Origin of the sequence: Burkholderia sp. Bp9140 (assembly GCF_003853425.1) — a bacterium.
Taxonomy (GTDB): domain Bacteria; phylum Pseudomonadota; class Gammaproteobacteria; order Burkholderiales; family Burkholderiaceae; genus Burkholderia.
Genome location: NZ_QTPQ01000063.1, coordinates 1 through 14198 on the forward strand (window position 1 = coordinate 1; position 14198 = coordinate 14198).

The window sequence follows — 14198 nt, forward strand, 5'->3', positions numbered from 1 at the left end:
GGCCGGACAGCTTACGCGGCGCGAAAGCGGACATTTCTATGTAGCCAAAAGCGGACATTTCAATTTAGCCACTACAAACTAAAAAATCGCTAATTTGCCTTATGTCAAATATGGTTGCTGGTTTGTAGGGGCTGGCACGGTGTCCGCGTTTTGCGGAATTTTCTTCCCAAGCCCTCGGCGGAAATCGTGGGTCGCACGTGCTCCGCGACCTCAAGCTGCGATCGACGACTGATGAGCATCTTGCGGAACACCCGGTAGGCGTCGTCGCTGCTCTCGTAGGCACGTTTGGTGTCCTCATCATTTACCCACGCGAAAACGATCACCTTGCTCGGCGCGTGATACCGGGAAAAAAGCCGGTACTGCTGGAAGAACTTGGCCGGGAACCAGTGCTTATGCTCCTCGCCAAGCGCGTTGCCTTGCCGGTATTCCGGACGCGCCGGTTCTTGTGGGATCACATCGAACGCTAGCGTTGTAATCGCCGCCAGTCGCTTGGTGGCGTTCTTCGTCACGTACCCGCTAGGATCTTTTTGCTTGAGCATTTCGACTTGCTGGGTCAGCGCTTCAAGCTGAGCAAGAAACAGCGGGTGAGCAAAAACCGTCCAGCCGTGGATATGCAAGGGTGTGTGCCTGCTGCCGCTCATTCATCGTCTGCCGACAGGGGGCATCGAGATCGACTTCGACGCCGACGGTCAGCGACTGAAGACGCTGCACAAGCTCGGCATCAATGGCCTGCAGGCGCTCAGGGTGGCTGACGATGTCCCCAGCCAAAAAGCGCAGGAACTGACCGAGCACCGGGTCGTCCTCCTCCGAGGACTCGACACGGGTCAGCACCACCTCCCCGCTGGGGCGGATTGTGTAGCGGATTTTGTCGCGCTTTACTGCTACGTCGCCCTCAGGAAATTCAGGCAACATGCCTTCGAAAACTGAAAAAACGAACCCGATTGACACGGGGAGTCATATCAGCCGCCAAGGCGCAGTTGCCCGGGCGCGCGAGTTCGCCATCGAACCGCGTGGCGGGCAACGCGCCGGATGTGAAGCCGCGCGCACTGCGCCGCGCGCGGCTTCGCTCGCCGTTACGCCGGGTTGCCGCTGCCGCCGGTGCCGCCGGTGGGCTTGCCAGCTGCCTTGCCGGCGTCGCCCACCTTGCCGAGCAGCGTCGCAGACGGCTGGCCGTTTCCTCCGATCGCGCCCTTCGATTTCAGCGCTTCGAGGTCCGAATCCTGGCCGGCCTGGCCGGGCTTGAACGACGTCGTCAGGAACGCGGACGTCGACAGCGTGACGCCGGTTTCGTTCTTGATGGTCTGGGCAACCCCATTCGCCGCAGCCGCAACGGCAGCGGGGTTCGTCAACGCGCTTTGATACGTCGGATTGGACGCCAGGCCCGACAGCAGCCCGTTCAGGTCCGTGCCCAGTTGCCCCGCCAGGTAGGTCAGCAGCAGTTCGGTCAACGGCGTCACGTTGAACGTGCCGCCGCCGCTCGCGAACGAGTGCAGCGTGGTCGTCCCGTTCGTGCCGGTGATCGTGCACGGCCCCGCGAGCACGAACGTGACCGAGAACGCGCCGTTCGCGTCGGCCGTGCCCGAACCGTTGCCGGTCGCGCACACGATCGTGATCGCCGCGTTCGCCATCGGTGCGCCGGTCGCGGCCGTGCCGCTGATCGTGGCCGACGACGCGTTCGGAGGCGTCGTGCTCGTACTGTCGTCGCCCCCGCCACATGCCGCGAGCGTACCCGCGAGCGCAAACGTGCCGACTTGCAATACCCTCAGTGCCGCTTTCTTCATCGTCTTCATCGATTTTCTCCGTTAGGTCAACTCGATTTTCCTGAGGACTCTCCGGTCCCTCGATCATTGAATGCTTGCCTCGCGCGCGGCCGACGGCTGCACGCCGTCAGCCGGCAGCGCCGCCTCCGTCGCGGGCGGCGCCACCCCGGCGGAATGCGCGTAGCGCTTGTATGCATCGCGCATCCGGTAAAGCTGCGTCGCGAAGTACTCGGCGCTGAAGCGCCCCTGGTTGAGCAGGAACTGTTGCGCGTTGTAGGCAAAGTCGAGATTCTCGGCGCCGTCTTGCGCGAGATAGTTCGACGATCCGACACGCGTGCGGAAATTGAGCGAGAACTGCTCGGGCCCGTTGATTTGCACGATCCCCGGCTTCATGCCCTGGCGCGGCGTCAACGGGAAACTGACCGACGCGCCGACGAACGAGCCGTGGCCGCTGTGCCATCCCTGCACGCTGAACGACACGTCGTCGAACCAGCGCGTCAACGTGATCAGCGGGCCCTTGTCGCCACCGACATAGCGCGCGACGCCCGCCTCGATCCACATCTTCCACGCGGGCTCGACCCACCGGTACGTGAGCAGCGCGTTCTTCTCCGCCGGCAGCGTATCCTTGCCCGGCTCGTGATGCAGATAGGCGAGCTTCAGCCGCACCACGTCGGGACGGCCCGGTACGAACGCGGTCGTCTCGTTTTCGACGCCCAGGTACTGGAGGTCGAACTTGCCGAGCGCGGTCACGTTGAAAACGCGCGGCGCAATCCAGAAGCTCTGCACGAGCGCAACGGTCGACAGCCCGCCGCGCAAGCGGTATGGGTCGTAGACGCGGCCGTTGTCCATGTTCTTGCTGTTCGCGATCGGCACGATCACGCTCGAATACAGTTCCGCGCCGCGCCACAGCGGCACGAAGCCCTGGATTTTCGCGCCCACGGAGTAGTCGAAGTTGCCGTAGTCAGTGCCGTAGAGGTAGCGCGTGACCGGCGCGATCTGGATCCGTACGAGCCCGTGCGCGCGGGCGTTGCCCACCCACGCGAGCGAATCCGCATCGTGCGTCGGCCGCGTGCGCATCGACAGCGACGCGCCGGCGGCGGTCGACGCGCCACCCGCGACGAAGCGCGCGTAGTTCGCCCGATCGACGCTCACCTCGCCCACCGGCTCGTTCGCCTTCTTGATCACGACGCGCACGGTCTCGACGCCCTTCGGCGCGTACTCCGCTGCCGCGCCGAGCGCGATGCCCAGCGCGTCCGCCTCGTTCTGGTTGTAGCGGTGGTTTTCATATTCGACGACGAGATCCGCGCCCGCCATGCCGGCGCGCACGCGCTCGAGTCCGGCGTCCGTCAGCGCGCGCACGATCCTGTCGAGCGCCGCCGGGTCCGGCACCGCGTCGACTGCCGGCGCGGCGGTCCGAACGAGATCCGGCGGCGTGTGAAGCGACGGCATGACTCGATCGTTGCGTGACGCGTCCGCCGCCGCAGGCGTGGCAGGCTCGATCCGCGTGAATGCCCTGAGCGGCGCGAGCGCGGCCGCAGGTCGCAGCGTGTCGTCGTCCGCCGCGCGCGCGTCGTCCGGCGCCGATGCGCCTGCCGCGGCAACCGGCGCGTCGCCGCACAAGCCATCGCCGCAACGCGCGGCATCGAACCGCCTGCCGAGCGGAATCTGCACGCCGATCGAGAACGACGTGCGCGGCGCGATGCTGTCCGTATGCCTCAGCGAGCGCATCACGGTGCCCACGAGGCTCGCGTCGGCCAGCCACTTGATCGGCGGCGACTGGAAGCGGATGCCCGCATAGGGCGTTTTCGAATCGTGCTCCGCCAGCAGCGACAGGCCCGTGTGCCACAGCCGAAGCTCGGCGCCGCCGAACACCCCGTCGAGCCGGTCGCCGTGCCCGTAGCCGACCGTCAGCGTCGCGGGCCCGAGCACTTGCGATACGACACCGTAGGTGGACCGGAAGTAATGCGTTTGCCCGCCAACGTCATTGATGCCGATCGCAATGTCCGGCTGGTATGTGAAGAACTTCGGAATCGAGACCTTTGCGTTCGCCATCAGATGCCGAAGCACGATATGGTCGTAGCCCGGCACCCTCGCGCGTACGTCGCCTGGATAGTTCGCCAGACCGCCGGATACCTCCACGTGGGGAAACAGGCCGATCGCGCCCCAGACGATGTCCGAACTCGTCGTCCGGTTCCCGAACCGTGGATCGATGTAGTTGTTGTATTGCCCCTCGAATGTCCCCTCCGGCAGCGTGAATCCATATGGAATCAAGAGCCCGCCGGACTGCCCCAGCGATGTCAGCACCGGCGTGCCCGCCGCACCAGCCGGCAGGGAAAATGCCAACGCTGCCCCCAGGGCAACGGCCGCCGGCTTGTTCGTGGTCGCGTTCGCACGTAGCTTGATTATCATCGGTCGTGTACTTGATTGTTCGTATCGTGTGTGGCATTCGACATCGCCGAACGTCGACACGCACCGCCGCGGCACTGGCATCGCTCGTGGCCGTGAACGCCCATGCGGCGACGATGCGATCGAAGATCCATCACGATCCTGCACCCAACCCCGTCCCGCGGAATGGCGCTTCGCCCGCACCGGCATGCGTAACTCCGATCGCTGTCGCACGCCGACCACCTGGCACCGGGATCGACACATGGCAACGCCCCCCCAACATCGCGCGCCCGTCAGCGATTTGGCGCGCCCACCTCGTCCCGCCGCGTGGACCGTTCCCAGAAGCGATTCGCTCGCGCAATCAAGCCCGGCGACCGTAATCGGCACCGGATTTCGTCAACATTTATTTCGTTCGTATGACTTAATAATTAAACGACTTTCACCCCATGCTCACGCGTCCGGCGATCGTGCCGACGCCTTGCAGTACACGTCCGCGGGCAATCGTTACATTCAGACGTGCGTTCCCATGGGTTCGCATGTCTCGCTCCTGCATTACGGATCGTTACCTATATGCGAGTAAGTCTAATGGAAACCGGAAGCGCTATCTGCGCCGAATTCTTGATCAAATCCGACAAGTTGAGTCGACGGAAATAAACATGCCCGAGCGCGCGAACGGGATCGCCTTTCGCTTGAACACCCGATAAACCCGTATCGAATCAATCGCTTGATGCGTGCGCGCGCACGACTGATGGTCGGCGCGGCGATACGAGACGGAGCGTGACGGGACACGCGCTGCGCGCGATAGATGCCTGCGCGCCCGGAAAAACAGATACGCGACGATCGTAAACACGCCGATGCGGGGTCCCCGTGATTTTGACGCCGTTTACGGCATCGGCTTATACACAAGTCGTCCCGCTGAGCCATCGGGAGCAAGCTGTTTGAGATCGATGAGATAGGCCGATGCTTGTAAACTTTCTGGCGATCGACGGCAAGGACGCGACGGTGCTATCCAACTGCTTCACGGCCAACGGTCATGCAGACTCCCGTGGTGCCAATAGAAATCCGCAAGCGGGAGTTAACACCACCCTGCCCCGCTTAGCCATACACGGCAGCAAAAGTCTGGCGAGAAGGTAATGGGCTGGATGGTTTACAGCGAAGGTCAACTCGTAACCGTCCGCGCTCCGGTCAGTCGGGGCTTCGCTGCCGGTGCGACTTCGCGAAATTCACGGCAAATGCCGGCAAGCAGCACGTTCAGCACCCGCGCGTCCGCCAACCGCTCCAGCGACAGGCACGTGTCGCTCAACGCATCGACCTGCGCACGCTCGAGCGCCATGCCCGCCAGCGCACGATACTTCGCCAGCAGCGCCGCATCGGACAGCGGATTGCGAGGGTCGCCGAGCGCGATCGGCACGTGACGCGATTCCCGCCGTCCGTCCGCGCGATGCAGGATCACCGTCGGCTCGTCGAGATCGCCCAGCGCCGGATCGATCTCGATCGCGATGCGCGCGAGCAACGCCGTGACGCGCGAATCCGCACGCCGGTCGTCGCGATAAACCCCGATCCCCGTGTCGCCATACGCAAAGGCCGCCGCAACCGCGTACGGCAGGCTCATCTGCGCCGACGACAGCGTCGACAGGTCGCGTCCGCCGCACATCCGGGCAACGAACGCACTCGCCCGCACGACCACCCGCTCGATCCCGCCGGCCTCGAACGTGCGACCGTCCGCAAGCTGCAGCGCCGCGTCGACTGCCGCATGCGCGCTGCGGCACGACGCGTGCGGCTTGATCGAGCAGCGCATCAGTTTCCAGTGCGCGCCGAGGCCGTCGGTCAGTGCGTCGGGCGCATGCGATTGCGCGGCGAAGGTGTTGAAGAAACCACCCCACACGTCGTCGAACACCCGGGCGGGGCCGCTCACGCCTTCGCGTGCCAGCAGCGCCGCGAGCACACCGCCTTCCGCCGCGCGCCCGGCATGCAGCCGCTTCGTCTGCGATCCATCGTGGATGAAGCCCCACAGGCCACCGGAGAAACTTGCCGCATGGCCCAGCGCGTCGCGCGTGCGCGCGGCGTCGAGCCCGAGCACGCGCGCGCTTGCCGCTGCCGCGCCGAACACGCCGCAACTGAGCGTGGAGTGCCAGCCGGCACCGTTGTGGGCCGAGTAGCCGCCGGCTGCTTCCAGCACGCGCCGGCCGACGTCGTAGCCGAGCACGATCGCCGTCACGCATTCCCGGCCCGTCACGGGGCGGCCCGCGCACGACAGCGCGGCGAGCACGGCCGGCAGCACGACGGCACCCGAATGATCGCAGCCGCCGGCATCGTCGAGCTCGAGCGCGTGCGCGGCGATCCCGTTGACGAACGCGGCGTCGCGCGCCCCTGCCCTGCATCGCGTGCCCCACAGCGACGCACCGCCGCGCGCGACGGCGCCGGTGAGCGCACGTGCGCTGCGCGTCTCGACGGCCGACGTGCCAGCCAGGGCGGCACCGAACGTATCGAGCACGTGCCGCTTGGCTTTCGCGACGACATCGTCAGGCACGGCGGCGGCGGGTGTCTGCGCGACGAACGTCGCGAGCCGCGTGGCGCGCGTTTCGGTATCCATCGTCATCGCGCCGACTCCTCTGCCACGCAACGTGCGAACACATCGACCGGATGGTCCGGCTCGTTGGCGCTCACGTGCTCGCGCCACCAGCGCGCGACGTCGCGCCCGCTCGCGAACCAGACGTCACCGGCGTCGCGCAGATGGGCGAGCAACGCACGCAGCAGGTCGATCCGCCCTGCCGTGCCGATGATCTCGGGATGCAGGCGCAGCACGCAGCACAGCCCGAAGCGCCGGAACCCGTCGACGTCGTGCCGCCAGTTGTCGAGCACCTCTCGGTATGCGGCGATACGCGGCTGACCGGCCGGCACCGGCGGCGACAGGTTGAACTCGAAGTACGGCTCGTCCTCGAGTTCGTAGTGCAGCGGCAGCTCGACGAGCCGCGCGTCGTCCGTGCCCCCGTCGCCGCGCGGATGCAGGTACGGCAAGTCGTCGCCGCGCCACGACGACGACCACGTGAAGCCTTCCGCCACGAGAAAGTCCGCAAAGCCTTCGGCCCAGTTGCCCGTGAACGAGCGAAAGCCTTCCACGCCGCACCCGGTGGCGTCCGCGAGCGCCGCCCGCCCGGCGCGGCACGCATCGATCTGCGCGGCCAGCGGCAGTGCGTCGAAATCCTCGCAGCGAAAACCGCTCACGCCGAGCTCGTGCCCGCTGGCCGCGATCGAACGCACGGCGTCGCCATGCGTCTGCGCGACACGGCCCGGCACGAACCAGCTCGTCGGCACGCTGAATTCGTCGAACGCCGCGAGCAGCCGGTCGACGCCGCGGGTCGCGCCGTAGCGCCATGCCGACAGCGATTTTTCACGGCCGACGATGCGCGGCTCGCGTGTCTGGATGCCATGAATGTCGTTGAAGTCGACCGTGATCGCGACCGCGCATCGCGCGCCGCCGGGCCAGGAAGGCGGTGTCTTCACATGCCGCTCCGGTGAGTGGGTTGCGCGGGTTGCGCATGTTGTGCAAGCCACCAGTCGGCCACGTCGCGGCAGCGCGCAAACCACACGCCCTCCTGCGCGCACATGTGGCCGAGCCAGGCCTCCAGCAGCGCGATGCGCCCCGGCTTGCCGCAGACTTTCGGATGAAGCAGCGTCGTCAGGCACAGCCCTTCGCGGTATACGCCGTCGAATTCGCGCATCCAGTTGTCGAGCGTCGCACCGTAGCCGGCGATCCGGTCGAGCCCGGCCGGATAGTCGGGGTTGCGGTGATACGCAAGCGACGCGTAATCGTCGGTCTCCCAACGGCCGGGAATCTCGACGAGCGGCGGCTCGCCGTCCGCACCGGGCAGCAGGTAGGGACGGTCGTCGCCACGCATCGAGCTCGAATAGCGCACGCCAGCTTCGCGCAGCACCGCCACGGTCGCCTCGCTCCAGTCGCCGGACGGCGTGCGGAACCCGACTGGACGCACCCCGAGCGTGCGGTGGAAGACGTCGGCCGACTGCGCCATGATCTCGCGCTGCCGCTCGGGCGCGAGCGTCCAGAACGCCTCGTGCCGGTAACCGTGATATCCGATCTCGTGGCCGCGCTCGACGATTGCCGCGCATGGCGCGGGCCAGGTCCGCGCGACCCACGCGGGCACGAAGAACGTCGCGGGCAGGCCGAACGACGCGAGCATGTCGAGCAGCCGCCCCAGCGCGCGCCACGGCCCGTAGCTGCCGAGCGTGAAATACGCGGGATTGCGCCAGATCGACCCGTTCAGCATCGCGTCGCCGGTCGGACCGTCGAGATCGAACGCGAGCGCGACGCACGCGCGCTTCGCGTCCGGCCAGCGGGGAGCCAGGTCCGTCATCGTTCGCTCAGCGGGTGCCGTTGATCATCGCCTTCGCCACCGCGTGCTCCTGGAGTCCCCACTTCGCGAGCAGCTTCTGGTACGAGCCGTCCGCGATCAGCTGGTTGAGCGCCGTCGTCAGCGCACTGCTCAGCGCGGTATTGCTCTTCGCGACGCCGATGCCCGTGTATTGCGACAGGAACGGCTTGCCGACCGGCGCATACGCGTTCTGCTCGAGGCCGTTCTGGTACGGCAGCGTCTCGCCGCCCTGCACGGCCGCGTCGATGCGGTTCTGGCGCAACTGCATCCGCGCGTCCGACGAGCCGTCGGTGCCGACGACGACGATCGCCGGCTTGCCGGCCTTCACGCAGTTCTCCGCGCTCCACGCGGTGGTGTTGTCGGGGAACGACGTGCGCCGGCTCGAGCCGACGCGCTTGCCGCACAGCGCGCCCATCTGCGCGAACTCGCCGGCGCGTGTCTTCAGCGTATAGAACTGCGGGCCCGTCTCGATGTAGTCGACGAACGTCACCGCATCGCGGCGCGTCGGCAGGTCGGTCATGCCGGACAGGATCATGTCGACGCGTTGCGTCGCGACCGCGCTCATCATTTGGTCGAAGCTCGTTTCGACCCAGTTCAGTTTCGCGCCCATCTTCGCGGCGAGCGCCTCGCCGAGATCGACGTCGAAGCCCGCCAGCTTGTCGGTCGCCGGATCCTTGTATTCGAACGGCGGGTAGTTCGGCACGATCGCGACGTTCAGCGTGCGTTTCGCGCTCGCGGATTGCGCGGCGGCGAACGGTGCGTGAAGCGCGAGTGCGCCGAATGCGACAGCGGCCAGCGTGCGGGTCAGGACGGATGCTTTCATGGGTGTCGCCTTGTCTTGATGGAGTAATGGAGGACTACGCCGCGCTTGTCGGCGGCTCGATCGATCGGTCGCGGCGGTGCGGCGCGACCGGCCCGTTCATGCAATCACGGCGGAGATGAACTCGCGCGTACGCGCGTGCGTCGGCGCGGACAGCACCTGGTCGGGCGGTCCGCTCTCGACGATCCGGCCGCCGTCCATGAACACGACGCGGTCGGCCACCTCGCGCGCGAACCCGAGCTCGTGCGTGACGACGATCATCGTCATCCCGCTCTTCGCGAGATCGCGCATCACGGCCAGCACTTCACCGACGAGTTCGGGGTCGAGCGCCGATGTCGGTTCGTCGAACAGGATCAGCTGCGGATGCATCGCGAGCGCCCGGGCGATCGCGACGCGCTGCTGCTGGCCGCCCGACAGCTCGATCGGAAACGCGTCGCACTTGTGCGCGAGCCCGACGCGCGCGAGCAGCGCGCGCGCTTCCTCCTCGGCTTGCGCGCGGCGGCGCTTGAGCACCTGCACGGGGCCTTCGATCACGTTCTCGAGCGCGGTCTTGTGCGGAAACAGGTTGAAGCGCTGGAACACCATGCTCGTCGCCAGCCGCTGGCGTGCGACCTGTCGCTCCGACAGCTCGTGGAGCCGGTCGCCGGCGCGGCGGTAGCCGGCCAGTTCGCCGTTGACCCACAGCGCGCCGGCGCTGATCGTCTCGAGCTGGTTGATGCAGCGCAGGAACGTGCTCTTGCCCGAGCCCGACGGCCCGATGATGCACAGGACTTCGCCGGGCGCGACGTCGAGCGTGATGCCGTGCAGTGCCTGGAAATCACCGTACGACTTGCGTACGTCGACGGCGCGAACGACCGCGTTCGTCATGGCGTTCTCCCGAAGGTTGAGGGTCGTGTCGTTCATTTGCGGCCCGCCGCCCTGCCCGCGCCGCGCGCGAAACGCCGTTCGACGCGCGCCTGCGCGAGCGACAGCACGGTGACGACCGCGAGATACCAGATGCCCGCGACGATCAGCAGCTCGATCACGCGGGCGTTCGCGTAATAGATGTTCTGCGCGTTGTGCAGCATCTCCGCGTACTGCACGACGCTCGCCAGCGACGTCAGCTTGACCATGCCGATCAGCTCGTTGCCGATCGGCGGCACGATCACGCGCATCGCCTGCGGCAGGATGATCCGGCGCAGCGCCTGCAGGCGCGCCATGCCGATCGATTTCGCGGCCTCGTACTGGCCCGTGTCGACTGACAGCAGCCCTGCCCGCACGACTTCCGACGTATAGGCCCCCTGGTTGATGCCGAGCCCGAGCACCGCCGCGAGGAACGGCGTCATCACGTCGACGGTCCGGTATTCGGCGATACCCGGGATGCCGAGCGTCGGAAACACCAGTGCGAGGTTGAACCACAGCAGCAGTTGCAGGATCACCGGCGTGCCGCGGAACAGCCAGATGTAACCCTGCGCGATCGCATTGAGCACCGGGTTCGACGACAGCCGCATCACCGCGGTGACGACACCGAGCACGACGCCGAGCGTCATCGCGAGGACGGTCATCACGATCGTGTTGGCGAGCCCCGTCAGGATCGAGCGCGCGGTCAGGAATTGGCCGACGACGCGCCATTCGATCTGTCCGCGCGCGAACGCGACCGCCACATAGGCAAGCGCGGCAATGATCGCGATCGACGCGACATAGCGGCCCCAGTAGCGCCGCCGCACGCGAACGAGCCCGGCGGTGCCGTCCGCCGCGCGCGCGGCCGGCTCCGGTGCGCCGTCGAGGCGGCTCGAATCGGATGCGCTCAGCATGACGGCCCCCGGTAGGCGGCGGCCCACGCGGCCTGGCGCTCGATCGCGTCGTTCAGGCGGCCGATCTGCTCGCGCACGCGCGCGGGCGACGTGCCGCCCGCACCGCCGCGGGCCGCGACGGCCGCGTCCAGCGTCAGATGCGCGCGCACCTCGGGTGCGAGGCGCGTGTCGACGGCCTGCAGCTGTTCCGCGCTCGCGTCGGCCAGCTCGACGCCGTCGCGCTCGCACGCGCGCACGAGCGTGCCGGTGATCTCGTGTGCTTCGCTGAACGGCACACCCGTCAGCGCCAGCCAGTCCGCGACCTCGGTTGCGAGCGTGAAGCCGAGCGGCGCCTGGCGACGCATCTCGTCGACGTTCACGCGCATCGTGCGGATCATTCCCGCCATCGCGGGCAGCACGAGTTCGAGCGTGTCGATCGAATCGAACGCCGCGATCTTGTCCTCCGCGAGATCGCGGTTGTATGCGAGCGGCAACGACTTCAACGTCGCGAGCAGGCCCGTCAGGTTGCCGATCAGGCGTCCTGCCTTGCCGCGCGTGAGTTCCGCGATGTCCGGGTTCTTCTTCTGCGGCATGATCGAGCTGCCCGTCGCGTAGCCGTCATCGAGTTCCACCCAGCGGAATTGCCGCGACGTCCACAGGATCACTTCTTCCGACAGGCGGGACAGGTTCACGGCCAGCATGCTCGTGACGAACACGAATTCGGCGACGTGATCGCGCGCGGCCACCGCGTCGATCGAGTTCTCGCACGGCGCGTCGTAGCCGAGCTCCCGCGCGGACAGCTCGGGCCGCACGCAGATCGCCGAGCCCGCGAGCGCGGCCGCGCCGAGCGGCGAACGCGCGGTGCGGCGGTCCCAGTCGACCAGGCGGTCGGCGTCGCGATACAGCGACTGCGCGTGCGCAAGCAGCTGATGACCGAACACGATCGGCTGCGCGGGCTGCAGGTGGGTGAATCCGGCGGTCACCGTGTCGACGTGCCGGCTCGCCTGGCCGACCAGCGCATCCTGCAGGTCGAGCACGCCGCGCACGACCTGGCGTGCCTTGTCACGCAGGTACAGGCGCAGGTCGTTCGCCGCCTGGTCGTTGCGCGAGCGCCCGGCGCGCAGCTTGCCGCCCAGCGCGGGCAGCCGCTGCGTGAGCACGCGCTCGAGGAAGGTGTGCACGTCCTCGTCGGCGAGCGACGGCGCGATCGCACCGGCCGCGTAGTCGCGCGCGATGCCGTCCATGGCGGTCAGCAACTGCGCGAGTTCGTCGTCATTCACGATGCCGGCGCGATTCAACTCGCGTGCATGGGCGCGGGAGCCCGCGAGATCGTACGGCACGAGGCGGAAGAAACTCGGATCGGAGCGCGACAGGTTCAGCAGCGCGTCGGACGGTTTCGACTGGAAGCGGCCGCCCCACAGGCGCTCGATCGGTTCGGTAAGGCTCATTGCGGTCGACCTCGACTCGGTTGGATTGTCCCCACTGTAGGCATTCAATTTTTTTTGTTGTAGCGAGAAATTGAATCCGCTTAAATGCAATTTTTCTCAGCACCGTCGCCTCGGACGCGACCGCCGATGCGCAATCGCCTACCCCCGCTGAACCCGCTTCGCGCGTTCGAGGCCGCCGCCCGGCGCGGCAGCGTGTCGGCTGCCGCCGACGAACTGCACGTGACCGCGAGCGCGGTCAGCCACCAGATCCGGATTCTCGAGAGCACGCTCGGCGTCGCGCTATTCATCAGATCAAAGGCCCGCGTGAAGCTCACGCCCGAAGGCGAGGCCTTGCTGGAGCCGGTCGGCGCCGCGTTCGACATGATCGCGAACGCCACCGTCAGGCTCGATTCGCCGGCGGCCGCCGGCGATCTCGTCGTGTCGACGCCGCTGTCGCTGACGTCGCGCTGGCTTGCCCGGCACATCGGCGATTTCCTCGAGCGCTATCCGGGGATCCACCTGAAGGTGATTCCGTCGAACGACGATCGCGAGACCTACTCGACCGACGTCGACGTATGCATTCGGTACGGGGAAGGCAACTGGCGGAACCGGCGCGTCGAGCTGCTCGCGCATCCGGCGCTGTTCCCGGTCGTGAGCCCGGCGTTGATGAACGGGCCCGACGCCATCCGCAAGGTGCAGGATCTCGCGGGACGCACGCTGTTCTGCGAGCACGCGGGTTCGTGGATGCGCTGGCTGGCGGAAGCGAACGCGGACAAGCTGCCGGGCATCCGCATCCTGGAAATCGGCAATGCGCACATCGGCGTCGAAGCCGCGGTGCACGGGCAAGGCGTCGCGCTCGGCGACAGCCTCTCCGTGCGCGACGACCTGATCGACGGCACGCTCGTGCGGCCGTTCAGCGCGACGGTGCCGTCTCGTCACGCCTACTATCTGGTCACGCGTCACGAACTGGCCGATTCGCCGCTCGTGACCGCGTTCACGACGTGGCTGCGCGCCCGCCTGGCGTGACGCGCGTGCGCGCGGCAGGTGGCGGGCTCAGGTAACGAGACTCGCCAGGTCGTCCCACACCATCACGATGTTGTGCGATCGCCAGACCGGCCCGGCATCGACATACTCGCCTGCCAAGCGGCCGTTCAGCGACGCGTAAAAGGCGATCGCGGCGTCGTTGCCCTTGACGACACTCAACGCCGCGCCCCGATACCGCATGTGGTTCAGATGCGTAGCGAGTTGCGCGAGCAGCGCGTGACCGATGCCGCGACGCTTGAATGCGGGGTCGACATACAGGAACTTGATCTCGCCACGGTCGCCGAAGATCGGCTCCGACGGCGCGCCGGCCGCCCCGATTCCGACGATCCTGCCGTCGGTTTCCGCCACGAGCACCCGTTGGTCACCGTCGCGCGATGCGAGCTTTTCCCGCCATTTCCTGCCGCGATAGTGCTCGTCGAGGACGGCATGCGCTTGCGCCGGTGCGAGCGCGCGATAGGTATGCCGCCAGACCTTGACGTGAAAATCGGCGATCGCCTGCGCATCGTCGACGTTGGCGGACCTGATGGCTATTCCGGACATGGAAGACTCTCTCGGGCGGCTTGGCACGCGCGGGCACGGTGCATACGCCGGGGATTGTC

Annotated in this window: 13 protein-coding genes; 1 reads left to right on the plus strand and 12 read right to left on the minus strand. The window is 67.1% G+C overall.

Annotated elements, in window-relative coordinates; genetic code table 11:
• Positions 1-104 precede the first annotated feature (104 nt).
• The 11 genes from DIE21_RS34650 to argH all read right to left on the minus strand — a co-directional run bounded on the left by DIE21_RS34650 (position 105) and on the right by argH (position 12576).
• Positions 105-641 (minus strand): type II toxin-antitoxin system YhaV family toxin, encoded by a 537-nt coding sequence (locus DIE21_RS34650; protein ID WP_124501856.1) that lies wholly within the window; start codon positions 639-641, stop codon positions 105-107.
• The gene (locus tag DIE21_RS34655; RefSeq protein WP_260426830.1) at positions 562-948 is read right to left on the minus strand and encodes a type II toxin-antitoxin system PrlF family antitoxin; all 387 of its coding nucleotides are present in this window, start codon (positions 946-948) and stop codon (positions 562-564) included. The genes DIE21_RS34650 and DIE21_RS34655 overlap by 80 nt, the downstream gene beginning before the upstream one ends.
• Before the next feature lie 125 nt (positions 949-1073).
• On the minus strand, positions 1074-1790 hold the full coding sequence (locus DIE21_RS34660; RefSeq protein ID WP_124501857.1) for a carboxypeptidase-like regulatory domain-containing protein: 717 nt from the start codon (positions 1788-1790) through the stop codon (positions 1074-1076).
• Between the two features lie 54 nt (positions 1791-1844).
• Positions 1845-4103 carry a YjbH domain-containing protein gene (locus DIE21_RS34665; protein WP_311767473.1) on the minus strand — a complete coding sequence of 753 codons (2259 nt, stop codon included), beginning with the start codon at positions 4101-4103 and terminating at the stop codon, positions 1845-1847.
• 1201 nt (positions 4104-5304) lie between these two features.
• Positions 5305-6744, minus strand: coding sequence for an MmgE/PrpD family protein (locus DIE21_RS34675; RefSeq protein WP_260432591.1), 1440 nt, complete (start codon positions 6742-6744; stop codon positions 5305-5307).
• The gene (locus DIE21_RS34680) at positions 6741-7649 is read right to left on the minus strand and encodes a polysaccharide deacetylase (RefSeq protein WP_124501859.1); all 909 of its coding nucleotides are present in this window, start codon (positions 7647-7649) and stop codon (positions 6741-6743) included. Before DIE21_RS34680 ends, DIE21_RS34675 begins: the two co-directional genes overlap by 4 nt.
• Complete coding sequence (locus DIE21_RS34685; protein ID WP_124501860.1) at positions 7646-8518, minus strand: polysaccharide deacetylase; 873 nt, start codon at positions 8516-8518, stop codon at positions 7646-7648. Before DIE21_RS34685 ends, DIE21_RS34680 begins: the two co-directional genes overlap by 4 nt.
• A gap of 7 nt (positions 8519-8525) precedes the next feature.
• On the minus strand, positions 8526-9359 hold the full coding sequence (locus DIE21_RS34690; protein ID WP_124501861.1) for an ABC transporter substrate-binding protein: 834 nt from the start codon (positions 9357-9359) through the stop codon (positions 8526-8528).
• Between the two features lie 96 nt (positions 9360-9455).
• The gene (locus tag DIE21_RS34695; protein ID WP_124501862.1) at positions 9456-10259 is read right to left on the minus strand and encodes an amino acid ABC transporter ATP-binding protein; all 804 of its coding nucleotides are present in this window, start codon (positions 10257-10259) and stop codon (positions 9456-9458) included.
• On the minus strand, positions 10256-11149 hold the full coding sequence (locus tag DIE21_RS34700) for an amino acid ABC transporter permease (RefSeq protein WP_124501863.1): 894 nt from the start codon (positions 11147-11149) through the stop codon (positions 10256-10258). Before DIE21_RS34700 ends, DIE21_RS34695 begins: the two co-directional genes overlap by 4 nt.
• A complete protein-coding gene (gene argH / locus DIE21_RS34705) occupies positions 11143-12576 on the minus strand; it encodes an argininosuccinate lyase (protein WP_124501864.1) in 1434 nt (477 codons plus the stop codon). The genes DIE21_RS34700 and argH overlap by 7 nt, the downstream gene beginning before the upstream one ends.
• A 126-nt stretch (positions 12577-12702) precedes the next feature.
• Between argH and gcvA the strand changes: the two genes are divergently transcribed.
• The gene (gcvA, locus tag DIE21_RS34710) at positions 12703-13581 is read left to right on the plus strand and encodes a transcriptional regulator GcvA (protein WP_124501865.1); all 879 of its coding nucleotides are present in this window, start codon (positions 12703-12705) and stop codon (positions 13579-13581) included.
• Positions 13582-13608: 27 nt separating this feature from the next.
• Here gcvA and DIE21_RS34715 read toward each other — a convergent pair whose 3' ends face one another.
• A complete protein-coding gene (locus DIE21_RS34715; RefSeq protein ID WP_260432592.1) occupies positions 13609-14166 on the minus strand; it encodes a GNAT family N-acetyltransferase in 558 nt (185 codons plus the stop codon).
• Positions 14167-14198: the final 32 nt, after the last annotated feature.

What these genes read in the sequence shown, in the direction of transcription:
- DIE21_RS34650 (WP_124501856.1), bottom strand. Translation starts at nt 641, where the DNA reads ATGAGCGGCAGCAGGCACACACCCTTGCATATCCACGGCTGGACGGTT.
- DIE21_RS34660 (WP_124501857.1), bottom strand. Translation starts at nt 1,790, where the DNA reads ATGAAGACGATGAAGAAAGCGGCACTGAGGGTATTGCAAGTCGGCACG.
- DIE21_RS34675 (WP_260432591.1), bottom strand. Translation starts at nt 6,744, where the DNA reads ATGACGATGGATACCGAAACGCGCGCCACGCGGCTCGCGACGTTCGTC.
- DIE21_RS34685 (WP_124501860.1), bottom strand. Translation starts at nt 8,518, where the DNA reads ATGACGGACCTGGCTCCCCGCTGGCCGGACGCGAAGCGCGCGTGCGTC.
- DIE21_RS34690 (WP_124501861.1), bottom strand. Translation starts at nt 9,359, where the DNA reads ATGAAAGCATCCGTCCTGACCCGCACGCTGGCCGCTGTCGCATTCGGC.
- DIE21_RS34695 (WP_124501862.1), bottom strand. Translation starts at nt 10,259, where the DNA reads ATGAACGACACGACCCTCAACCTTCGGGAGAACGCCATGACGAACGCG.
- DIE21_RS34700 (WP_124501863.1), bottom strand. Translation starts at nt 11,149, where the DNA reads ATGCTGAGCGCATCCGATTCGAGCCGCCTCGACGGCGCACCGGAGCCG.
- argH (WP_124501864.1), bottom strand. Translation starts at nt 12,576, where the DNA reads ATGAGCCTTACCGAACCGATCGAGCGCCTGTGGGGCGGCCGCTTCCAG.
- gcvA (WP_124501865.1), top strand. Translation starts at nt 12,703, where the DNA reads ATGCGCAATCGCCTACCCCCGCTGAACCCGCTTCGCGCGTTCGAGGCC.